Source organism: Mesorhizobium sp. C432A, from assembly GCF_030323145.1.
Lineage (GTDB): Bacteria > Pseudomonadota > Alphaproteobacteria > Rhizobiales > Rhizobiaceae > Mesorhizobium.
On sequence record NZ_CP100470.1, the window covers coordinates 3483129 to 3504805 of the forward strand.

Sequence of the window (21677 nt, forward strand, 5' to 3'; positions counted from 1 at the left end):
ACGAGCGGCGGGTGTGGGAATGCGGGTCGGCGACCAAGGATTGAAATCTGCGCAAGGTCTTCTCCGATAGCCGGTTCGGCTTTCGAAGTGTGCGCAAAGGGACGGCCCATGCTGGAAAAAAACGGCCTGGCAGCGCATAACGCGGCTGTTGTCGACGAGGCGATCATCTCGCGCCGTTCAGTGCGTGCCTTCCTGCCCGACATGGTCGATGACGAGACGATCCGAGCCATTCTTGGCGTCGCCGCGCGCGCGCCTTCGGGCACCAATATGCAGCCTTGGCGGGTCTATGTCGTCAAGGGCGAGGTCAAGCAGCAGATCACCGATGCCATCCTGAATTCCGGTATCCGCGCCGAAAAGGCCGATTGGGACGAGTATCGCTATTATCCCACCCAGTTCTTCGAGCCGTATCTCACCCGCCGCCGCGCCAACGGTTTCGGGCTCTATGGGGCACTCGGCATCGGCCGCCGCGAGGTCGACAAGATGCGCGCCCAGCACGACCGCAACTTCGTCTTCTTCGACGCGCCGGTCGGCATGATCTTCACCATCGACCGGCGGCTGAACCAGGGCTCGTGGATCGACTACGGAATGTTCCTGCAGAACATCATGGTGGCGGCGCGAGGCAGGGGCCTGCACACCTGCCCGCAGGCCGCCTTCGCGCCCTATCACCGGCAGATCCGGCCGGTGCTCAACATCCCCGACGAGGAGATCGTCGTCTGCGGCATGGCGCTCGGCCTTGAGGATACGTCGAAACCCGAAAACGACTTCCGCACCGACCGCGTGCCGCTGGAAGAGTGGGTGACGTTCAGCGGCTAGGCCTCGGCTACCGGGGCCTTATTCCACGTTCATCTGCGCGCCATGGCCGCTGACATGGGCGCCGTCCTGCGGTGTCAGTCTGAGATAGGCGATCAGCGCGCACAAAGTGATGACGCCCTCGACCACGAACAGGATGCGGAAATCGTTGGTCACCGCCGGCCTGCCGCCAGCCAGGAACGACAACAGCGCCGCCGCCAGGCCGACGCTGATCGCTACCCCCAACTGCCACAGTATGTAGTAGAGCGCGCTGAAGCGGGCGAGCTGGTCGGGCGCGATGTCGGAATAGGCGAGGTTGCCGGTCGAAGCCCACTGCGCCGAGCGCAGAACGCCGAAGGCAAAGATATAGGCAAGCACGATCCAGACCGGCGTTGTCGCCTCAATCAAGGCGAAGCCCGCTACCATGGCAGCAACGATCGGCGTGTTGACGACCAGCACGCGGCGAAAGCCGAAACGGTTGAGCAGGCGCGGCATGAAGACACGCATGATCAGCGAGCCGATTGCGGCGACGAAAGTCAGCGATCCCGCCTGCACCGCGCTCATGCCGAAGCCGAGCTGGAACATCAGCGGCAAAAGGAAAACGACCGAGCTCAGGCCGATCGTGTCCAGCCCACCACCGGTGAGGAAGGAGATGCGAAAGGTGCGGATGCGCAGGAGTTTCAGGTCAAGCAAGGGGTTGCGGGCGCGCAGGCAGTAGAAGGAGGCAAGCGTCAGGATGACGATCGCCAGCGCCAGCTCGGCCGCGATCATGCTGCCGGCGGCGTCTTTGGCCGCAAGCGAATCCATGCCGAAGACCAGCAGGACCATGCCGCCGCCGACCAGCAGGAAGCCCGGAAAATCGAACGGCGTGCGCACCGGCTTGGTGACCGTCGGAAACAGCGAGGCGGCAAGGACGGCAGCCGCCAGCGCGAACGGCACGTTGATGAAGAAGATCCAGCGCCATGAAATGTAAGTCGTCAGCGCGCCGCCGACGAGCGGGCCGACCAGCGGTCCGGACTGGCCGGCCAGTGAGATATACATGTTGATCTTCAGCGTGCGGCTGCGCGGGAAGGTCGACAGGATGACGACCTGGCCGAGCGTCCCGATCAAGGCGCCGCCGAAGCCTTGCAGCGCGCGGGCGCCGACCAGCGTCCAGATGTCGTTGGACAATCCGCACAGCGCCGATGACGCGGCGAACACCAGCAAGGCGAAGCAGTAAACGTTGCGCAAGCCGAAGCGGTCGGCGGCCCAGCCGCCGAGCGGCATCGAGATGATCAGGCTGGCGACATAGACGGTGATCAACAGGCCGAGCTGGCTCGGCGGCCGGCCGAGGCTGTCGCTGATGCCGGGCAGGGCGGTGACCACGACATTCTGGTCGAGGCTGGTCATGAACACGCCGCAGGCGACCGTCAGCGGCAGCAGGAGCAAGGCTCTGGCCGACACATCGGCGCGATCCGTGGCGCCGGCGGATAGTGATGCGGTCATGGGGATGTTCGAACCAAACGAGGATGCCGACTCTAAAGAAGGGGTTTTCAGACCCCCTTTGGACCGTTGGGCGGCCACGTTTATCCATCATGGGCGTCTAGCGCGGGATTCTCTAGCGGCAGAGCCGGCTGGCCTTGATGCCAGTGGCGGAAGGCGGGACGGCTACTGCACCTCGTAGCCGACTTCCTCGCTGGCATGGCAGAGCGCCTTCCAGAACGAGCGGGCGAAGGAGCGGAAGACATAGATGTCGAACTGGTCGGCGCCGGTGCGCTGGATCTGCGCAAAGACGTCGTGATGGGTGGTCGAACGGCCGGCGCCGATCGGGAAGGCGGGCAGCGCAAAGTCGATGGCGAAGAATTTCGCCAGCACCCATTCGGCCTTAGGGCCGGCGATGCGGATAGCGGTGCGGCCATGCGACAGGTCGGTGATCGTGCCGATTACCGGGGTTACGTCCCCGGCAAAACTCGCCGCCAGGCCCTCGGCATCGTCGACGACGGTGAATTTTCCAGGCGCGAAACCGAACACGGCCTTGCCGTCCTTGGCGAGACCGCCGCCCGCGCCATCGGGCAAATCGAGGCCGGTGACCTTCCGGATCGCTTCGATCAGCTGCTTTTCCGCGCCCGGCCATGCGGCCAGCTGCAGGATCGAGCCCGGCCTGGTCTCGGTCAGGATGACATCGACGCCATGCTCGAAATTGCCGTGCGAACCCGGATGGAACACCGGCTCGAGCGGCGAGAGGCGCTCGGGTGATTGGCGTTCGAGTGATTGGCGCTCAGCCATGCATGCGGCTCCCGTCCGGGTCGTAGAAATGGTTGGAGACGATCTCGATGGGCCCGAACCGCTTGCGCAGCGGATCGGAGACGAATGCCCGGGTACCATGGCGCGCCTTGCCGCCTTCGACCAGGGCCAGCGCGATGTGCTTGCCCAGCGCCGGCGAATAGCAGCAGGCGGTGATGTGGCCGATGGAATCGTGCGGATTGGCTTCGTCCAGTTGCTCGACGAGGTGGGCGCCGCCATTGAACGGCCGGTTGTCGAGCGAGACCAGGCCGACCAGTTGCAGCCGCTCGGGCGCGATCAGGCCTTCGCGGTCCATCATCGCCGAGCCGATGAACGGCTTCTTCTTCGACAGCATCCAGTCGAGATGCAGGTCGCGCGCCGTGGTGCGCCCGTCGATCTCCGCGCCGGTGACATGGCCCTTTTCGATGCGCATCGTGCCCAACGCCTCCAGCCCGTAGGTGACCAGGGCGAACGGCTTGCCGGCTTCGATAAGGGCTTCCCAGACATGGGTGCCGTAGCCGGCGCCGCAATAGACCTCGAAGGCCATTTCTCCGGAGAAGGACAGCCGGCAAATCATCACCGGCACGCCTGATATCTCGCCGCGCACGATGCCCATGAAGGGCAGGGCTGTGTTGTCGACGGCGGTGCCGGTGACACAGGCGGCGAGGATGGCCCGCGCCTTCGGCCCGCCGATGGCCGCGCCCGCCCATTCGTCGGTTACCGAGGTGACATGCACTTTGAGTTCCGGCCAGATGACGTCGAGGAAATATTCCAGATGCTGCATCACCTTGCCGGCGTTGGCCGTGGTGGTCGTCATCAGGAAATCCTGTTCGCCAAGCCGCCATGTGGTGCCGTCGTCGAAGGCCAGCCCGTCCTCGCGCAGCATCAGGCCGTAGCGGGCCTTGCCGACGGGGAGGGTGGAAAACATGTTGGTGTAGACGCGGTCGAGGAATTCGCCCGCATCCGGCCCTGAACGGCGATCTTGCCCAGCGTCGAGACGTCAACGATGCCGGCGCTTTCGCGCGTCGCCCTGGCTTCACGGACATAAGCCTGCTCGACCGTCTCGCCGGCAAGGCCGTAGATCATCGGTCGGAACCAAAGGCCGGCCGAATATAGGGTCGCACCATTGGCGAGGTGCCAATCATGCATCGGCGTCAGCCGCTCGGGCTTCAAATCGCCGAAACGCTCGGCGGCGAGCGAGCCGATCGACACCGCGGAATAGGGTGGGCGGAAGCGCGTCGTGCCGACTTCGGGGATCGGTTTGCCCAGCGCCTCGGCCATGATGGCGAGCCCCGGGACGTTGGAGTTCTTGCCCTGGTCGGTCGCCATGCCGAGCGTGGTGTAGCGCTTCAGATGCTCGACGGAGACAAAACCTTCGCGATGCGCCAGCCGCACGTCTTCGGCAGTCACGTCATGCTGGAAGTCGACGAAGCTTTTTCCCTTGGCTTTGATCTCGAACACCGGCGCCGGATCGGGGTTTCCCGGGGCTGCTTCGACATCCGGCAAAGCTGCCGGCGCAGCCGCTCCGCCCGCGGCGGACAGGCCGGCTGCACGGCCCTCAGTGATGGCTTCGACGGTCGAAAAGCTGCCGTTGAAAGCGCCGGCGCCAATCCATTGCCGAGTCGGTTTCGGCGGCAGGAAGGCCTGGCGGGCAGGGTTCCATTCGGCTCTGGCACCGGCCTGGCTGGCGAGATGGATGGTCGGCGACCAGCCACCCGACATCAGCAGGCAATCGGCGTGGATGCTGCGGGCGTCACCGCTGAGCGCGCCCGAGGTCATGTCGAAGCGCTGCACCTTGAGGCCGGAGAGCGCCTTGCCGCCTTCGGTGGCGACCACGGCATGGCCGGAGAGGATTTCGGCTTCGGCCTCGGTGGCGAGGCTGCGCATTTCGGCCGAAAGCTCGGGGCGCACATCGACGATGGCGACAATAGCCGCCCCGGCCTTCCTCAGCGCCAGCGCCGAGCGATAGGCGCTGTCATTGTTGGTGAACAGCGCGATCCTGTCGCCGGGCAGCACGCCATAATCGTTAGCATAGCGCTCGGCGGCATGCGCCAGCATGACGCCCGGCCGGTCATTGCCGGGGAACACAAGCGGCCGCTCGAAAGAGCCGGTGGCCAGCACCACCGTCTTGGCGCGGATCGCCCAGTAGCGATGGCGCGGCTCGCCCTTGCCGGGCGTTTCCTTGTGGTCGGTGACGCGCTCGAGCGCGGCTAGCGTGTTGCCGTCGTAATAGCCCCACACCGTGGTGCGCGGCAGCAGGCGGACCGTGTCATGGCCTTCGAGCTGGCTGAGGGCGCGCGCCGCCCAGTCGGCGGCCGGCGCGCCGTCGATGGCCTCGCCGGACCAGTTGGCCGAGCCGCCGAAACGCGGCTCGAGTTCGGCCAGGATGACGCGCGCGCCCTGGTCGGCAGCGGCCTTGGCGGCTGACAGGCCGGCCGGGCCGGAGCCGACCACCAGCACGTCGCAAAACGCGTTCATGCGCTCGTAGCGCGAGGTGTCGGCGGCAATACCGGCGCGGCCCAGGCCGGCGGCGCGGCGGATGAAATGCTCGCAGAACATCCAGAAGCGGGTGCCTTTCAGGGGGCCGAAGACAGGGCCCATGAAGGTCTTGTAGTAGAAGCCGGCGGCCAGGATCTTGCCGCCGAGCTGGTTGACGGCGTTGATGTCCCAGGCGAGCGAGGGAAAGCGGTTCTGGCTGACGGCCACCAGCCCGTCATAGATCTCGACCATGGTTGCGGCGACGTTGGGCTCGCGCACTTCGCCGCGCAGCACCGTCACCAGCGCGTTCGGTTCCTCGACGCCGGCCGAGAGCAGGCCGCGCGGGCGGTGGTATTTGAACGAGCGGCCGAAAAGCGTGACGCCGTTGGCAAGCAGCGCCGAGGCCAGCGTGTCGCCGCCATGGCCGGTGTAGGGCGTGCCGTCGAAGGTGAAGCGGATGGTGCGCATGCGGTCGACGCGGCCGCCGGTCTCGGTGCGGCGCGGGCTCACGACTTGCCTCCGGCCTTGTGCCGGGCGGCGGCATTGTGGTCGCCGCGGGCGAAACCGGTGCTGGAAATCTCATGCGTGACCGTGTTGCGCACCATCCTCAGATGGGTGCGGCAGCCGCCCGAATGCTGCCAGATCTCATTGTGGTCGCCGGCCGGGTTCAGCCGATCGTAGACATAGGCGTTCCAGGCGTCGAGGTCCTGCGAGGCGGGCTGCGGGCGCTCGCGGTTGCCGTCGCCCTGATAGGTGAACTCGATGACGTCGCGCGGGCCGCAATAGGGACAAGTGATAAGCATTTGTTTGAACCCTAATGCAGCCGGGGCGTTGCGCCCTGGCCCTTGTCGTCAATCACCAGGCCGCGATAAAAACGGTCGAGCGTGAACGGCGCGTTGAACGCGTGCGGTTCGTCCTTGGCGATGGTGTATGCGAAGCACCAGCCCGAGGCCGGCGTGGCCTTGAAGCCCCCATAGCACCAGCCGCAGTTGAGATACATGCCGGGCAGCGGGCCGGCGGTGATGATCGGCGAACCGTCCATCGACATGTCGCAGACGCCGCCCCAGGAGCGCAGCATGCGTACACGCGCAAGGCCGGGAAACAGTGCCAGCATCTCGCTCATGACCTCGTCGACGATGGGCAGATTACCGCGCTGGGCGTAGCTGTTGTAGCCGTCGATATCGCCGCCATAGACAAGGCCGCCCTTGTCGGACTGCGACATATAGAAATGGCCCATGCCGAAGGTCAGGACCGTGTTGCAGAACGGTTTCAGCGACTCTGTCACGAAGGCCTGCAGCACATGGCTCTCTATCGGCATGCTATCGATGCCGGCAAGCTGCATCACCCGTCCGGTGCTGCCGGCAACGGCCACGGCAACTTTCTTGCCGCGGATCTCTCCGCGCGTCGTCTGCACGCCGGTGACGCGGTCGCCGTCGCGCAGGAAGCCGGTGACCTCGCAATTCTCGACGATGTCGATGCCGCGTCGGTCGGCGCCGCGGGCATAGCCCCAGGCAACCGCATCGTGACGGGCGGTGCCGGCGCGCGGCTGCATCAGGCCGCCGACGATCGGAAAGCGCGCCGAGGCCGACATGTCCAGCGCCGGGACCAGGCGCGCGATCTCGGCGGTGCTCATCAGCTCGGCATCGACGCCGAGATGGCGCATGGCGTTGCCGCGCCTGGCCAAGTCGTCGAACTGGGCCGGCGTGTGAGCCAGGTTCAGGCAGCCGCGCTGCGAGAACATGACGTTGTAGTTGAGGTCGTGCGACAGGTTCTCCCACATCTTCATCGAATGTTCGTAGAAGCGGGTGTTGGAGGGCAGGAGGTAGTTGGAACGCACCGCCGTGGTGTTGCGGCCGACATTGCCGGAACCCAGCCAGCCCTTTTCCAGCACCGCGACATTGGAGATGCCGTGCTCCTTGGCCAGATAGTACGCCGTCGACAGGCCATGGCCGCCACCGCCGATGATAATGACATCATAGGAGGCCTTGGGCTCGGGCTTGCGCCAGGCCGGCTTCCAGTCCTTGTTTCCCTTGAGCGCGTTCGTGAGAAGCGAAAGGGCTGAATATTCCGCCATTCTTCATGTCATCCCTAGAGCATGATGCCGAAAAGTGTGAAGCGGTTTTCGGACGACATCATGCTCTATATCTTTGATTTTTAGAGCCGGATGAATTCAGGTCGACCAGACCTGAAGCCATCCGGCTCGGGTGCGATGCGGCAGACTATAGAGCAGGCGGCGGGCGCAAAGCCAAGATTGCGCCATGGCTTTTCGACTGGCCGACTCCCGCAAGGCGCCCAACTGCCCATGACGTCGCCACGACTTGCCCCACGGGATGAGCGTCTCTATCAAGGACCGCTTTAGAAGCGGCCTTTGCCGCGCTTCGAGTCGCCACCATTATGTTTTTTCGCTTCTTTCGCCTGATCCTGGTCCTCGCGCTCGTTGCCTTGGCGCCGCATTCGTTCGGCGCGATGGCGCAGGGGCTGGGCCAGGCGCCTGCCGGGCTGGTCGCCGACCAGCAGAAAATCCTGCAGGGTTTGGCGACGAAGACCGACGCTCTGGAGAAGAAAGTCCAGGAGGACGGCGTCGACGACACCACCCTTGTCGAGATCCGCCTGCAGCTGGAAGAGCTGTCGCGCGCTGCGCTGAACAGCGCGCTGGCGTTTCGTTCGCGGCTGGGAGAGATCAATTCGAGGCTCGAGCAGCTTGGCGCACCGCCGGCTGCCGGACAGCCCCCTGAACCGGACATCGTGACCGGCGAGCGCCAGGCGCTGGCGTCGGAAAAGGCGGAGATCAACGCCGTCATCGCCGGCGCGCAGAACCTGTCGATCCGCATCAATGCGCTGATCGAGAAGATCGGCAACATGCGCAGCGAGCTGTTTCGCAGCGGGCTGACCAAGCGCTATGTGTTGTCCGATGCACTGAGCCCCCAGGTGTTTTCCGACGCAAGGGACGAATACGCCAACTTCTACAGGGCGGTGTCATCGTGGCTGAGCTTTGCCTTCAAGTTCAAGTTCCAGGCGATGCTCGCGGCGACCCTCATGGCGCTTGCTTTGGCGGTGGTGCTTCTGGTCGGTGGGCGCCGCCTGTTTGGGCGCATCTTCGAGCCCGACGCGTCGGTTGAAGATCCGACATATCTCAGTCGCCTGTCGGTGGCGTTCTGGTCGACTTTGCTGCCGACGCTGGCGGTCAGCGCCTTCCTCGCCTCGACGGTGTTCCTGTACAATTACTACAATGTGCTGCGCGGCGACATAGGCGTGTTCCTCAACGCTCTGGCAGCCGTCATCGCCATAGTGTTCTGTGTCAACCGCCTGACCAATGCGGCGCTGTCGCCCAGCATGCCGAACTGGCGCCTGATCCAGGTCGAGACCGGCCCGGCGCGTTGGCTGGTGCGGCTGACGACGGCCATGGCAGTCGTCATCGGCATCAACAATTTCCTGTCGATCGTCAACGACAAGATGGGCTCGCCCCTGTCGCTGACGGTGGCCAGGAGTTTTGTCGCCACGGTCATCGTGGGCGTCATCCTGATCCTTATGGCGCTGCTGAAGCCTTACAAGGACGCCGACGGGCGCTGGCGCCCCTGGCCGGCCTGGCTGCGCTACACCTGTGTCGCGCTCGGCCTGTTCACGATTGCGGCGGCGCTGTTCGGCTATATCGGTCTTGCCATCTTCGTCTCGTTGCAGGTCGTGGTCACCGGCACCATCCTGCTCACCGCCTATATCGGCTTCCTGTCGGCACGCGAGATCGGCGAGGAGGGTGGTTTCGCCGGCACGTCCATCGGGCGCTGGCTGAAGACCAATTCCAGCTATGAGGACACCGCGCTCGACCAACTCGGCCTCGTCGTCAGCGTCGCCATCAACCTGATGATCGTGCTGGTGTTCCTGCCGCTGATCCTGTTGATGTGGGGCTTCCAGCCCGGCGATATCCAGGCCTGGGGCTATAAATTGGCGACAGGCGTCACCGTCGGTTCGGTGACGATTTCGGTCACCGGCATCCTCACCGGAATCGTCGTCTTCATCATAGGCTATTTCCTGACCCGCTGGTTCCAGGGCTGGCTCGACGGCTCGGTAATGGCGCGCGGCAAGGTCGATACCGGCGTGCGCAACTCGATCCGGCTGGCGGTCGGCTATGCCGGCGTCGCGCTCGCTGGGCTCGTCGGCATCTCGGCGGCGGGCATCGATCTCTCCAACCTGGCGCTCGTTGCAGGCGCACTCTCGCTGGGTATCGGCTTTGGCCTGCAGAATGTCGTGTCCAACTTCGTGTCCGGCCTGATCCTGCTCGCCGAGCGGCCGTTCAAGGTCGGCGACTGGATCGTCGCCGGCGACACATCAGGCACGGTCAAGAAGATCAGCGTGCGCGCCACCGAAATCGAGACCTTCCAGCGGCAATCGGTGATCCTGCCCAATTCGAACCTCATCAACAACGCCGTCGGCAACTGGACGCACCGCAACAAGCTCGGACGTGTGGAGATCAAGGTCGGGGTCGCCTATGGCAGCGACGTCAAGCGGGTACACGCGGTCCTGCTTGAGATTGCTCGCGGCCATGCGCTGGTGCTGAAGAACCCGGAACCCTTCGTGCTGTTCACCAATTTCGGGCCGGCAGCACTCGAGTTCGAGATCCGCGTGTTCCTGGCCGATGTGCTGAACGGCGCCATCGTTCAGAACGATATCCGCTTTGCCGTTCTCGATGCTTTTGACGCCGAGCACATAGAAATCCCCTCGACGCCGCGCGCCGAGGTCAAGGTCAAGAAGACCGACGCATGGCCGATCGACGACGACAAGATCGAGGTCGAGTTCGCCGAGAAGGAGCAGGCGAAGGCCAGAGCCGCCGCCGAGGCGAAGCGGCTGGCCAAGACTGGTCGCAAGGCCCGCAAACCCGATCCTAGCTAGGGCCCCAAGCCCCTCCCAAACCAATTGCGGCATGAATGCGGCATTCAGTTGCGGTTCAGCTTGCATCTCATATAAGCTCACATGCAAAGGCGAGAATGCCTTGCGAAATGCAACAGAGGCGGTGTGGAAACACCGATATTGCAAAATGTGGAAGTCGCTCGTCGTCGCCATCGCTCTTACCGCAGCGAGTGGCTCGGCCTTTGCCGCCAGCGCGGTTAACAAGGATGCTGAGACCCGTACGCTGATCGTGACGGAAGGCGGCGGCAAGACGGAGCTGGCGCTGGCGGCCGGCGAAACCGTGGAATTCTGCCCTAACGGCTGTTTCGTCACCTTGCCCAATGGTGACCTCGAGGCCCTGACCGGCTCGGAAACGGTCGAAATCTCGGGTGGCGTTGCCCGCATCAAGTAAAGTCGGCAGGCAGCTCTTGCAGAGGCCGGGCAATGCCCGGCCTTTTCTCGTCTAGGGCAACGGTTGCTTAACGATGACGAGGGAAATACCCCGGCGCATATCCGTTGCAACCAGACGTTTTAACGTTCGTTGCGCCGTTGCTCGCTATGCCGGATACCAAGCCGCCGAAACGTGGCGCGACGGGTTTTTGAGCTGGGCAGGAAAGATATGGATGCGCGGTCGGACAAGAACGCAATCCCGCTTGCGGTCGACCTCGACGGCACGCTGATTGCGACCGATCTTCTTTGGGAAGGCCTGTTCATCCTGCTCAAGAAGAATCCGCTGTATGTTTTCCTGGTTCCGTTCTGGCTGGCCGCCGGCCCGGCGCGGCTGAAACAAGCGATTGCCGACCGCATCGACATCGATCCGGCCTCGCTGCCCTATCGCGAAGCGCTGCTGCAGCGGCTGCTCGCCGACCATAGCGACGGACGCAAGATCGTGCTGGCGACCGGTACGCCACGCAAGTTCGCCGAGACGATCGCCGCGCATCTGGGCGTCTTCGACTATGTGCTGGCGACCGACGGTCCCCACAACATGACCTCGGGCCGCAAGCGCGACGCGCTCATCGCCGCCTATGGCGACGGCGGTTTCGACTATGCCGGCAACAGCCGGCACGACCTCAAGGTTTTCGGAGCCGCGCGCAACGCCATCGTCGTGGCGCCCGATCGCCATGCGAAGCGCTGGCAGGCCGCGCATAGCGCCGAAAGGATGCCGGCGCCGAAAAGGACATTGAAGACATTCGTCAAGATGATGCGGGTGCATCAGTGGCTGAAGAATTCGCTGATCGCGGTGCCGATGGTGCTGTCGCATGAATACTTCAACATTAACATGATCTGGCAATGCCTGCTGGCGTTCGTCTCCTTCAGCGCCGTGGCTTCCGCCATCTACATTCTCAACGATTTCTTCGACCTTGCGCTCGACCGCAAGCATCCGACCAAACGCAACCGGCCTTTCGCCAGCGGCGCTTTGTCGATCCCGTTCGGTCTCGGCGCGATGGCGGTGCTGCTGGCGATCGGCATTGCCGCCGGGCTTCTGTTGCCGATCGAGTTCCTGGGCGTGCTCGCCGGCTATCTGGTGGTGACCACAGCCTATTCGCTGTCGTTCAAGCGCATGCTCCTAGCCGACGTACTGACGCTGGCCGGGCTCTACACGGTGCGTGTGCTGGCAGGTGCTGCGGCGACCGGGGTCGAAGTCTCGTTCTGGCTGCTCGCCTTCTCGATTTTCTTCTTCCTGTCGCTGGCGCTGGTGAAGCGCTATGTCGAACTGCGCACCACAGCCATTCCGGTGGGCGAGCGCATTGCCGGTCGCGGCTACCGCATCGAAGACCAGGAGATCGTCGCCCAGGCAGGAATGGCGTCGGCCTTCTCCTCGGCGCTGGTGCTGGCGCTCTACATGGACAGCGTCGCGGTACGCGAACTCTATCCGCATCCCTGGCTGGTCTGGCCGCTGGCGCCGATCGTGCTGTATTTGACCATGCGGGTCTGGATCCTGGCGCGCCGCAACGAGATGAATGACGATCCGGTCATCTTCATCATTCGCGACTGGCGAAGCCAGATCGTCGTGGTGATCGGCGCCGCCCTTCTGGTCGCGGGAGGCTGGTAGGGCATGGCCGGCGAACGGTACCGGAGTTTTGGCCTCGCCACGCCGGCCGCAAAGCGAGCCATCGCGGCCGACGATGCCATCGCGCTGATGCGAAGCGGCAAGGCGACAAAGAACGCTCTGCTCGCCTATGGCAATGGCCGCTCCTACGGTGATTCCTGCCAGAACGGGCCAGGTGCGGTCGTGGACATGCGGCCGCTGAACCGCATCGGCGCCTTCAATGCCGAGACCGGCCTGCTCGAGGCGGAGGCCGGCGTGTTCCTCTCCGATATCATTGCGCACACTGCACCTTACGGTTTCTTTCCGACTGTCGTCCCAGGCACCCAGTTCGTCACCCTTGGCGGCGCGATCGCCAATGACGTCCATGGCAAGAACCATCACCGGCGCGGCACCTTTGGCTGCCATGTCGAGTCGTTCACGCTGCTGCGCTCGGACGGGCGGACCTACACCTGCTCGGCAACCGACAATGCAAGGCTGTTTGCGGCGACGATCGGCGGCATGGGGCTGACCGGCCTGATCCTGTCGGCCTCGATCCGGCTGATGCGGGTGCATTCGCTCGATATCGCCGAGAAGGTAACGCGGTTTGCCGATCTCGGCGAATTCTTCGAACTGGCCGAGGCCGCCGACCAGGCCAATGAATATGCCGTCGCCTGGATCGACCAGCTTGCCGGCGGCCATGGCCGCGGGCGCGGCCTGTTGTTGACAGGCAATCATGCCGAGTATGGCTCGCATGCGGCGTCTCGCGCCGGCTCCCGTTTTTCAGTGCCGTTCCAGCCGCCGTTCAATGTGCTCAACCGGCCGTTCCTCACCGCCTTCAACGCCGCCTATCGGTGGAAGAAGGGGCGCTCGCCGGGGCCGAGCCAAACCGGCTACCAGGGCTTTTTCTTTCCGCTTGATGGTGTCGGCGACTGGAATCGGCTGTATGGCCCGAAAGGTCTCTACCAGCACCAGAGCTTGGTGCCGGAAAATGTCGCGCGCCAGACCGTGCCGGCGCTGCTCGAGGCGGCGCGACGGGCCGGGCAGGGCTCTTTCCTCACCGTGTTGAAGCGCTTCGGCTCGATCCGCTCGCCGGGGCTGCTGTCTTTTCCGCGGCCAGGCTTCACGTTGACGCTGGATTTCCCCAATCGCGGCGACAGGACGCTGGCCCTGCTCAGCGAACTCGACGGCATCACGGTCGCGGCCGGCGGCGCGGTCAACCCGTACAAGGATGCGCGCATGGGCGCTGATACTTTCGCGGCCTCCTTCCCGAATTGGCAGCGGCTTGAAGCGCTGCGCGACCCGGCGTTCGTGTCCAGTTTCTGGCTGCGGACGGCGAAAAAGCTCAACGTCCGGCCAGGGCGTGTCGAGGCAGCTGAATAGGTACAATCCGAATAAGTCATGGTGAATAGATCGTAATTTCCGTGGTTTACTCAAAGCATTGTCGTGACTTCATGAAATGTTTGCAGGTTCGTAATACGACCGTTGCGAGTGGCGGGTGCAAAATATGAAATACATCGTCTTCATTCTGTTCACGGTCATGACCAATGCCGCCGCGCAGCTGATGCTGAAGCAAGGCATGATGTCACTCGGGCCGATTTCGTTCGAAGGCACCAATCCGCTGTTGAGGCTGTTGCAGGTCGTTTTCAGCCCATGGGTGTTTCTCGGCCTGTGCACCTTCGTCATCTCGATGGCTTCGCATCTCTATGTGCTGTCCAAGGTCGAGCTCAGCTTTGCGTATCCGTTCCTCAGCCTTGCCTATGTCGCGGTTGCGATCTTCGCCTATTTCATCTTCCGCGAGGACCTCAATGCCTGGCGCATTGCCGGCATCGCCTTCATCTGCGTCGGCACCGTGCTGATCGCGCAAAGCGGTCGAGACTTGGGCGGGCGCGGGCATGACGACCAAACCGCTTCCATCATCCCCAACAAGACCAGCGAGATCGTTCGATGAGACATGTTATTTTCGGCGGCGACGGCTTCGTCGGCCGTCATCTTGCCCCGAAGCTTGTGGCCGATGGTGAAGAGGTTGTCGTTGCCGACATCGTCAAGAGCGACCTGGCGCACTATCGCAACGTTCGCTTCGTCACCTGCGATGTCACGGATACGGCCTCGGTGGCCAACATCGGATTGAAGGCCGACGACATGGTCTACAACCTGTCGGCCAAAATGCTGTCGCCGATCCAGGTGCGGGCCAAGCGTCACGACTTCTTCTTTCCGGTGAATCTCCACGGCACCGAACACATCATGCAGGCGATGGACAAGGCCGGCGCGTCCAAGCTCGTCCACTACACCACGGACATGATCTACGGCCACACGGTCACCCAGCCGATGACCGAGGAGCACCCGGTCGCGCCGCTCGGCGAATATGGCTGGTCGAAGCAGAAGACCGAGGAGCTCGCCGCGCAATGGCGCAAGCGCGGCATGTCGATCTCGCTTTTTCGACCGCGGCTGATCATCGGTCCCGGCCGGCTCGGGATCCTGGAAAAGCTGTTCAAACTGATCGACTGGAATTTTCCTGTGCCGATGATCGGCTCGGGCAAGAACCCCTATCAGTTCATCTCGGTGTTCGATTGCGCGGAAGCTGCCCGCGCGGCCTGGAAGGCAGGCGTGCCCAACCAGGCCTATAATCTGGGCTCCCTCAATCCGCCGCCGGTGAAGAAATTGCTGGGCGACCTGATCAAGCATGCCGGCTCGAAATCGCTGCTGATCCCGACGCCGGGCTGGGCGGTCAAGCGCACCCTCGACCTGCTCGATCTCATGAACATGCCGATCATGGATCCCGAACAATATCTGATCGCCGATGAGGAGTGCGTGCTCGACGTATCCAAGGCCGAGCGCCAGCTCGGCTGGGTGCCGCAATATCGCGACGAGGACATGCTGATCGCCGCCTACAGCGAATACCGCGCCAAGAAAGACGGGCTTGCCGTCACCGCAAATCATGTCCCCGCCGAATAGGTGGGACGACCAGGAGAACTCCGAAATGACCGTCATGGCCAAGCCTGAGCAGACGAACGCGCGCACCATGCTCGGCGCGCCGGCGTTGTCGCCTACCGCCATCGCCAAGCCCGACCTGATCAGCGTCGAGCAGGCGAAGGCGATGGATGTTGCGCGCATGACCGACTTGTTCAAGGCGCATCTCAATCCGGGCCAGCTGCATTTCATGAAGCTGCTCGGCTTCCACAAGATCAAGATCGAGCGTGCCGAAGGCATGTTCTACATCGACCAGAACGGCCGCAAGATTCTCGACTTCTTCGGCGGCTTCGGTTCGCTGGCCTTCGGCCACAACCATCCGCGCATCCTGGAGGCCCGGCGCAAATTCCAGGAGGAGAAGCGCCAGGAAATCGCCATCGCCTTCATGTCGCAATATGCATCGGCCCTTGCGCACAACATCGCCAAATGCTCGCCCGGCGATCTCGACATGGTGTTTCTGGGCTCGTCGGGTTCGGAAGCGATGGAAGCGGCGGTGAAGCTCGCCGAGCGCGCCGCCGGGCCTAAGAGGCCAAAAATCGTCTATGCCGAGAATTCCTTCCACGGCAAGACCAAGGGCGTGCTCGGCATTACCGATGGCCAGCTCTACCGCGCGGACTTCAAGATGGCTGAGAACACCGTTCGCATTCCGTTCGCCGATATCGAAGCGGTCGAGCGGCTGTTCCGCTCCGACCCGGAGGTCGGCGTCATCGTGCTTGAGACAATCCAGGGCGGCGGCGGCATCATCCAGGCGCCGGCCAAATACTGGCAGAAATTGCGCGTGCTCTGCGACCAGTATGGCGTGCTGTGGGTGGCGGACGAAGTGCAGTGCGGCTATGGCCGTTCGGGACGCTTCTATGCCTTCGAGCATTATGGCGTCGTGCCCGATGTGACGGCGCTGGCGAAATCGCTCGGCGCCGGCAAGGCGGCGGTCGGCGCGATGATCGCCCGGCGCGAGGTCTATATGAAGGCCTATGGCACGCCGAAGACGGCGATGATCCATGCCATGGCCACCTTTGGCGGCATGGGCGAGGCCTGCGTCACCGCGATCGAGGGCATCAACGTGCTCTATGATGAGGGGCTGATCGACAACGCCGCCACTACCGGCGACTATCTGCTGCAGCGCCTGCAGGCGCTGAAGGAGAAGTACCCGAAGATCATCAAGGATGTGCGCGGCAAAGGCTTTATGGTCGGGCTCGAGTTCCACGACTTCTCGCAGACCTTGCCGATGGTGCTGCGTCCGATCGTCAGCGTCCTCGACGACAAGCTGAAGGGCTCGCTGTCGGGCTTCGTCGGCGCGCTGTTGCTGCGCGACTATGACGTGCTCGTCGCCTTCACCGAATACAACCGCAACGTCATCCGTCTCGAGCCGCCGCTGATCTGCCAGCGCGAGCATGTCGACCATTTCGTCGATGCCTTCGATAGCCTGCTGTCGCGCGGCATCGTGGGGATCGTGAAGGATTTCGTCAAAAGCCAGGTCCGTTAAAGAAGTCCGTTGAGCGAAGTCCCGAGTCCGACAATGCTGAGCAAGTCTCCCGCCCCGCAAAACACACTCGACCGGCTGACCGCGGCCGCTCTGGCGTGGGGCGAGGGGACTTATGCGCGATGGGCCGCGCCAATCGGCGCGATCGCGTTTTCGCTCTATATCCTGCTGACGGCGTTTACCGCCTGGACGATGCCCGATGCCAATTGGGACATGCTGCCTTATCTCACAATCGCCGAGGAGGGCGCTTACCCAGATGCCCAGGCGCTGCATGACTATGCCTACAGGACGGTCCAGGCCGGCGTTTCGGCCGCCGACTACAAGGCGCTGACAGACGATGGCGGCGGCTTCCGCAGCCATATGGCGCAAAATGCCGCCGACTTTCACTCGCTGCTTGGCATGTACCGGATCAAGTTTCTCTATGCCGAGATGCTGTCGACGATGAGTTCGGTGATGTCGCCGGTCGAGGCGATGCGGGTGCTGCAGGTGGTCTCGGTGCTGCTGTTCGGGATGATCACGCTGCTGTGGCTGCGAACCGAAGGCGCGCTTGCGCTGGCGCCTGTGGTCGGCGCGGTGCTGATCATGGCCGATTTCGGCGATGCCGCACGCGCCTCGACCCCGGATCTGTTGTGCTCGGCGCTGTTCCTCGGCGGGCTGCTTGCCTATGTGCGCGGCCGCGAGGCAGCGACCGCTGTCCTGCTTTTCCTGGCCTTCATGGCGCGGCCGGACAACATCGTGTTCCTGGCCATTTTCGCCGTGCTGCTGCTGGTCTTCCGGCAGCGGGCGTGGGGCGCGCTGGCCGGCTTTGCCGCGTCCTTCGTCGCCTATTTCGCGATTTCGCACTGGGCCCAGCATCCCGGCTGGTGGCCGCATCTGTGGTTCTCCAGCATCGAGCAGCACTACAATATGGATGGCTTCGAGCCGCCGTTCTCGGTTGGCGCCTATCTCAAGGCGTTTGCCGCATCCTTCATTCGCGCTATCAGCATCAACAGCTGGGTCGGGGTCTCGGTTCTGGCGCTGGCCGCGTGGTTTGCGCTCGGCCGCGCCGGCTTCCGGCTCGATCGCCGCGCCGGCATCCTGCTTGCAGCACTGGTGCTCGGCGTGCTGGCGAAATTCACCGTCTTTCCGATCCACGACACCCGCATCTACTTCCCGAACCTTCTGCCGCCCTACCTTTTGCTTGTCGGCCCGATCATGGCGCTGTGGGCGTCGGCAAGCCTGAATGGAAGGCGGCCCATCGCCATACCTGGAGGTAAGCCATGAGTTCCATTTCCGGGCTGGCGCGCATCGCCCTTTCGCTCGGCCTGCCCGCCGGCCTGCTCGATCGCGGGCCGGCGTTGCGTGGCACGAAATTCCTGGCCAAGGCGGCGCTGAAGGCGCGGTTTGGCGGTGGGCAAGCCTTCCAGATGGTCAATGTCGGCGCTTGCGACGGCGCGCTGTTCGACGACGTCACGCCGTGGCTGCACCGCATTCCGCGGGCGCGGGCCGTGCTGGTCGAGCCGATCCCGTACAATCAGAAGCGGTTGCGCGCCAACTATCCCGACACGGAACGCTTCGTCATCGAACCGGTCGCGGTGACGAAGACCAAGGGCACGATCACCGTCCACACTTTCGATGCCGCGGCACTCGAGGCCGGCACGCTGCCGATCGAGTTCATCGGCTGCTCGTCGGTCACCGACACCAATCTGATGTCGGGCAAGAATGCCTGGGGCGAGGACGACGCCAATTTCAACAAGTTCGCGCCGCACGTGAGGGATATCGAGGTGACGTCGGAAACGCTGCAGACGCTGCTCGACCGCAACGGCATCACGCATATCGACGCCTTCCTGGTCGATTGCGAGGGCGCCGACTGGATCGTCTTCGAACAGCTCGACCTCAAGCGCTACCGCCCCGGCATGATGAAGGTCGAGGTCGGCGCGCTGCCGGCGGCTGAAATCGGCGAGGTCGTGGTCAAGCTCAAGACATCAGGCTATCAGGTCGGCTTCCAGGCCGAGGACATCTGGGCCTTCGCCTGAGATAGATCGCCACTGGCGGCACGCCGGCGCGCCGGGTCGCGTCGCATCTGCGACGTGTCGCAAACAGGCGGTAGCTCCATCCACGTCCTCTGCATATTGTGCGCCATTCGAACGGGCGCGGACACGCCCGCTTTATCCCCTTGGAGTCGCGGCAATGGCAGAGTTTCCGAAACAGGCGAAGGTCGTCATCGTCGGCCTGGGTGGCATTGTCGGCGCGTCGATCGCCCATCATCTGATCGAACGCGGCTGGACCGACATTGTCGGCATCGACAAATCGGGCATCCCGACCGACATCGGCTCGACGGCGCATGCCTCGGACTTCTGCTACACCACCAGCCACGACTTCTTGTCCTGCTGGACGACGCTCTACTCGATCGATTTCTACGAAAAGATGGGCCATTATGCCCGCATCGGCGGCCTCGAAGTGGCGCGCGTCGGCGACGACAGCCGCATGGACGAGATCAAGCGCAAGATCGCCTCGGCCAAATCCTTCGGCACCCGCGCCCGGCTGATCGAACCGGCCGAGATCAAGGAAAAATTCCCGCTGATCGAAGAGTCCATGGTGCAGGGCGGCCTGTGGGATCCGGACGCCGGCCTGGTCATCCCGCGCTCGCAGACCGTCGCCGGCAAGCTGGTCGACCAGGCGGAAGCTACGGGGAAACTCAAATCCTTCGCCAACACGCCCGCCAAATCTCTCATCGTCGAGGAAGGCCGCATCAAGGGCGTCGTTACCGACCGCGGCACGATCATGGCCGATTATGTCATCGTCTGCGCCGGCATCTGGGGCCGGCTGATCGCCGAGATGGTCGGCGAGGACCTGCCGGTCATGCCGATCGACCATCCGCTGACCTTCTTCGGTCCCTACAATGAGTTTGCCGGCACGGGCAAGGAGATCGGCTGGCCGCTGCTGCGCGACCAGGGTAATTCGGCCTATATGCGCGACACCGGCGACCCCAGGACCGCCGAGGGTGGGCAGATCGAATGGGGTTATTACGAAGAGACCAATCCGCGCCTCTGCCATCCGCGCGATTTGCTGGAAAAGGATCAGGCGCGGCTGTCACCGTCGCAGCGCGATCTCGACATGGAGCAGATCCTGGCGCCGCTTGAGCGCGCCATGGAGCTGACGCCGATCCTGGGCGAACTCGGCTACAATGAAAGCCATTCCTTCAACGGCCTGTTGCAGGTGACCCCCGATGGCGGCCCGTCCATGGGCGAGAGCCAGAAGGTGAGGGGCCTCTGGTACGCCGTCGCCATCTGGGTCAAGGACGGCCCCGGCATGGGCAAGCTGATCGCCGACTGGATGACGGACGGCCGCACGGAAATCGACCATCACGCCATCGACTATGCGCGCTTCTATCCGCACCAGACGAAAGAGCAGTTCATCTGGGATCGTTGCACCGAGACGGCGATGAAGGTCTACAATCCGGCGGTGCATCCGCGCGAGCCGTTCTCCAAAGGTCGCAACATCCGCCGCTCGCCGTTCTGGGAGCGCGAGAAGGAGCTTGGCGGTTACTTCATGGAGCTGGGCGGTTGGGAGCGCGCGCATGGCTATGCCGCCAACGAGCATCTGCTGGAGAAGTATGGCAACCGGGTTCCCGTACGTGAGAACGAATGGGACAACCGCCATTTCTGGCGGGTGTCCAATGCCGAGCACCTGGCGATGAGCGAGGATTGCGGCATCGTCAACCTCTCGCATTTCTCGATGTACGACATCGAAGGGCCGGACCATGTCGCGCTGCTGGAGTGGCTGTGCGCGGCCAAGATTGGTGGCGACAACAATATCGGCAAGGGTATCTACACCCACTTCCTCGACGAGGAAGGCATGGTGCGCGCCGACTTCACCGTCATCCGCATGGCCGACCGCTGCCGTCTGATCGACGGCGCCGACGCCGGTCCGCGCGACTTCCGCTACATGCAGCGCACCGCGCAGGACAAAGGCTTTGACGTCACCATCACCGACGTGACGGAAAAATACGTCACCATCGGCATCTGGGGACCGAACGCGCGGGCGACGCTGCAGAAAGTGGTCGAAAATCCGGATGGTCTCTCGCTCGAGAACTTCCCCTTCGCGGCGATCAAGCCGGTCAGGATCGGCGGCAAGGACGTCACCGCCTTCCGCATCTCTTATGTCGGCGAGCAGGGCTGGGAACTGCATATGCGTTACGAAGACGGCCTGGCCGTTTGGGACGCGCTGCGCTCGACCGGGGTCATGCCGTTCGGCGTCGAGACCTATGCCAACACCCGGCGCATGGAAAAGAGCCTGCGCCTGCAGAACGCCGACCTGTTGACCGAGTACAATCTGCTCGAGGCCGACCTTGCTCGACCGAAGGTCAAGGAGAACGATTTCTGCGGCAAGGCAAAACATGTCGAATACCGCGCCCGCGAGCACCAGCCGGCGATCCTGTGCACGCTGGTGATGACGGAAAACGTCGATTCGAAGGGTGTTGCCCGCTATCCCGTCGGCACCATGCCGGTGATGGATCCGAAGACCGGCGAGACGCTGGTCGACGAACTCGGCCGCCGCTCCTTCACCACATCGATGGCCTACGGCCCGACCATCGGCAAGAACATCGGCCTCGCCTATCTGCCCTGGGCCCATGCCCAGGAGGGCCGCAAGTTTGCCATCGAATATTTCGGCGAGACCTACCCGGTCGAGGTGGCTGCCGTCGGCTACAAGCCGCTCTACGATCCAGAGAATCTGAAGCCGAGGAGTTGAGCTTCATCGGTTCCAACCAACATATCGAAAAGCCGGCACCTCGCCGGGCTTTTTGCTTTG

At 63.6% G+C, this 21677-nt stretch carries 15 protein-coding genes and 1 pseudogene; 11 read left to right on the forward strand and 5 right to left on the reverse strand.

Annotated features, from left to right (window positions below; all coding sequences use genetic code 11):
* Positions 1-108: 108 nt before the first annotated feature.
* Positions 109-813 carry a nitroreductase gene (locus NLY33_RS16835; protein ID WP_023670762.1) on the forward strand — a complete coding sequence of 235 codons (705 nt, stop codon included), beginning with the start codon at positions 109-111 and terminating at the stop codon, positions 811-813.
* 18 nt (positions 814-831) lie between these two features.
* Here NLY33_RS16835 and NLY33_RS16840 read toward each other — a convergent pair whose 3' ends face one another.
* The 5 genes and pseudogenes from NLY33_RS16840 to NLY33_RS16860 form a co-directional block, all read right to left on the reverse strand.
* Positions 832-2274, reverse strand: coding sequence for an MFS transporter (locus NLY33_RS16840; RefSeq protein ID WP_023707850.1), 1443 nt, complete (start codon positions 2272-2274; stop codon positions 832-834).
* 162 nt (positions 2275-2436) lie between these two features.
* On the reverse strand, positions 2437-3054 hold the full coding sequence (locus NLY33_RS16845) for a sarcosine oxidase subunit gamma (protein WP_023706103.1): 618 nt from the start codon (positions 3052-3054) through the stop codon (positions 2437-2439).
* Positions 3047-6039: pseudogene (locus NLY33_RS16850) on the reverse strand (sarcosine oxidase subunit alpha). Before NLY33_RS16850 ends, NLY33_RS16845 begins: the two are co-directional and overlap by 8 nt.
* The gene (locus NLY33_RS16855; protein ID WP_023688092.1) at positions 6036-6332 is read right to left on the reverse strand and encodes a sarcosine oxidase subunit delta; all 297 of its coding nucleotides are present in this window, start codon (positions 6330-6332) and stop codon (positions 6036-6038) included. The pseudogene NLY33_RS16850 and the gene NLY33_RS16855 overlap by 4 nt, the downstream one beginning before the upstream one ends.
* Before the next feature lie 11 nt (positions 6333-6343).
* Positions 6344-7603 (reverse strand): sarcosine oxidase subunit beta family protein, encoded by a 1260-nt coding sequence (locus NLY33_RS16860; RefSeq protein ID WP_023706101.1) that lies wholly within the window; start codon positions 7601-7603, stop codon positions 6344-6346.
* Positions 7604-7923: 320 nt separating this feature from the next.
* On the opposite strand from NLY33_RS16860, the gene NLY33_RS16865 reads away from it, so the two are divergent.
* The 10 genes from NLY33_RS16865 to NLY33_RS16910 all read left to right on the forward strand — a co-directional run bounded on the left by NLY33_RS16865 (position 7924) and on the right by NLY33_RS16910 (position 21617).
* Positions 7924-10413 (forward strand): mechanosensitive ion channel family protein, encoded by a 2490-nt coding sequence (locus tag NLY33_RS16865; protein WP_023706100.1) that lies wholly within the window; start codon positions 7924-7926, stop codon positions 10411-10413.
* A 145-nt stretch (positions 10414-10558) separates the two neighbouring features.
* Positions 10559-10822, forward strand: a complete 264-nt coding sequence (locus NLY33_RS16870; RefSeq protein WP_023670370.1) for a hypothetical protein — start codon at positions 10559-10561, stop codon at positions 10820-10822.
* A 207-nt stretch (positions 10823-11029) separates the two neighbouring features.
* A complete protein-coding gene (locus NLY33_RS16875) occupies positions 11030-12463 on the forward strand; it encodes a UbiA family prenyltransferase (RefSeq protein ID WP_023707851.1) in 1434 nt (477 codons plus the stop codon).
* Between the two features lie 3 nt (positions 12464-12466).
* Positions 12467-13819, forward strand: a complete 1353-nt coding sequence (locus NLY33_RS16880; RefSeq protein ID WP_023706098.1) for an FAD-binding oxidoreductase — start codon at positions 12467-12469, stop codon at positions 13817-13819.
* Positions 13820-13943: 124 nt separating this feature from the next.
* Positions 13944-14387, forward strand: a complete 444-nt coding sequence (locus NLY33_RS16885) for an EamA family transporter (protein ID WP_023700340.1) — start codon at positions 13944-13946, stop codon at positions 14385-14387.
* On the forward strand, positions 14384-15391 hold the full coding sequence (locus NLY33_RS16890; RefSeq protein ID WP_023700339.1) for an NAD-dependent epimerase/dehydratase family protein: 1008 nt from the start codon (positions 14384-14386) through the stop codon (positions 15389-15391). Before NLY33_RS16885 ends, NLY33_RS16890 begins: the two co-directional genes overlap by 4 nt.
* 67 nt (positions 15392-15458) lie before the next feature.
* On the forward strand, positions 15459-16889 hold the full coding sequence (locus tag NLY33_RS16895; protein ID WP_031196357.1) for an aspartate aminotransferase family protein: 1431 nt from the start codon (positions 15459-15461) through the stop codon (positions 16887-16889).
* 33 nt (positions 16890-16922) lie between these two features.
* Positions 16923-18149 carry a glycosyltransferase 87 family protein gene (locus NLY33_RS16900; RefSeq protein WP_023706096.1) on the forward strand — a complete coding sequence of 409 codons (1227 nt, stop codon included), beginning with the start codon at positions 16923-16925 and terminating at the stop codon, positions 18147-18149.
* Positions 18146-18901, forward strand: coding sequence for an FkbM family methyltransferase (locus tag NLY33_RS16905; protein WP_023706095.1), 756 nt, complete (start codon positions 18146-18148; stop codon positions 18899-18901). Before NLY33_RS16900 ends, NLY33_RS16905 begins: the two co-directional genes overlap by 4 nt.
* Before the next feature lie 154 nt (positions 18902-19055).
* The gene (locus tag NLY33_RS16910) at positions 19056-21617 is read left to right on the forward strand and encodes a GcvT family protein (protein ID WP_023706094.1); all 2562 of its coding nucleotides are present in this window, start codon (positions 19056-19058) and stop codon (positions 21615-21617) included.
* Positions 21618-21677 lie beyond the last annotated feature (60 nt).

Bases quoted from the DNA above. Each gene is read 5' to 3' on its own strand.
- NLY33_RS16835 (WP_023670762.1), top strand. From the start codon at position 109: ATGCTGGAAAAAAACGGCCTGGCAGCGCATAACGCGGCTGTTGTCGAC.
- NLY33_RS16840 (WP_023707850.1), bottom strand. From the start codon at position 2,274: ATGACCGCATCACTATCCGCCGGCGCCACGGATCGCGCCGATGTGTCG.
- NLY33_RS16845 (WP_023706103.1), bottom strand. From the start codon at position 3,054: ATGGCTGAGCGCCAATCACTCGAACGCCAATCACCCGAGCGCCTCTCG.
- NLY33_RS16855 (WP_023688092.1), bottom strand. From the start codon at position 6,332: ATGCTTATCACTTGTCCCTATTGCGGCCCGCGCGACGTCATCGAGTTC.
- NLY33_RS16860 (WP_023706101.1), bottom strand. From the start codon at position 7,603: ATGGCGGAATATTCAGCCCTTTCGCTTCTCACGAACGCGCTCAAGGGA.
- NLY33_RS16865 (WP_023706100.1), top strand. From the start codon at position 7,924: ATGTTTTTTCGCTTCTTTCGCCTGATCCTGGTCCTCGCGCTCGTTGCC.
- NLY33_RS16870 (WP_023670370.1), top strand. From the start codon at position 10,559: ATGTGGAAGTCGCTCGTCGTCGCCATCGCTCTTACCGCAGCGAGTGGC.
- NLY33_RS16875 (WP_023707851.1), top strand. From the start codon at position 11,030: ATGGATGCGCGGTCGGACAAGAACGCAATCCCGCTTGCGGTCGACCTC.
- NLY33_RS16880 (WP_023706098.1), top strand. From the start codon at position 12,467: ATGGCCGGCGAACGGTACCGGAGTTTTGGCCTCGCCACGCCGGCCGCA.
- NLY33_RS16885 (WP_023700340.1), top strand. From the start codon at position 13,944: ATGAAATACATCGTCTTCATTCTGTTCACGGTCATGACCAATGCCGCC.
- NLY33_RS16890 (WP_023700339.1), top strand. From the start codon at position 14,384: ATGAGACATGTTATTTTCGGCGGCGACGGCTTCGTCGGCCGTCATCTT.
- NLY33_RS16895 (WP_031196357.1), top strand. From the start codon at position 15,459: ATGCTCGGCGCGCCGGCGTTGTCGCCTACCGCCATCGCCAAGCCCGAC.
- NLY33_RS16900 (WP_023706096.1), top strand. From the start codon at position 16,923: ATGCTGAGCAAGTCTCCCGCCCCGCAAAACACACTCGACCGGCTGACC.
- NLY33_RS16905 (WP_023706095.1), top strand. From the start codon at position 18,146: ATGAGTTCCATTTCCGGGCTGGCGCGCATCGCCCTTTCGCTCGGCCTG.
- NLY33_RS16910 (WP_023706094.1), top strand. From the start codon at position 19,056: ATGGCAGAGTTTCCGAAACAGGCGAAGGTCGTCATCGTCGGCCTGGGT.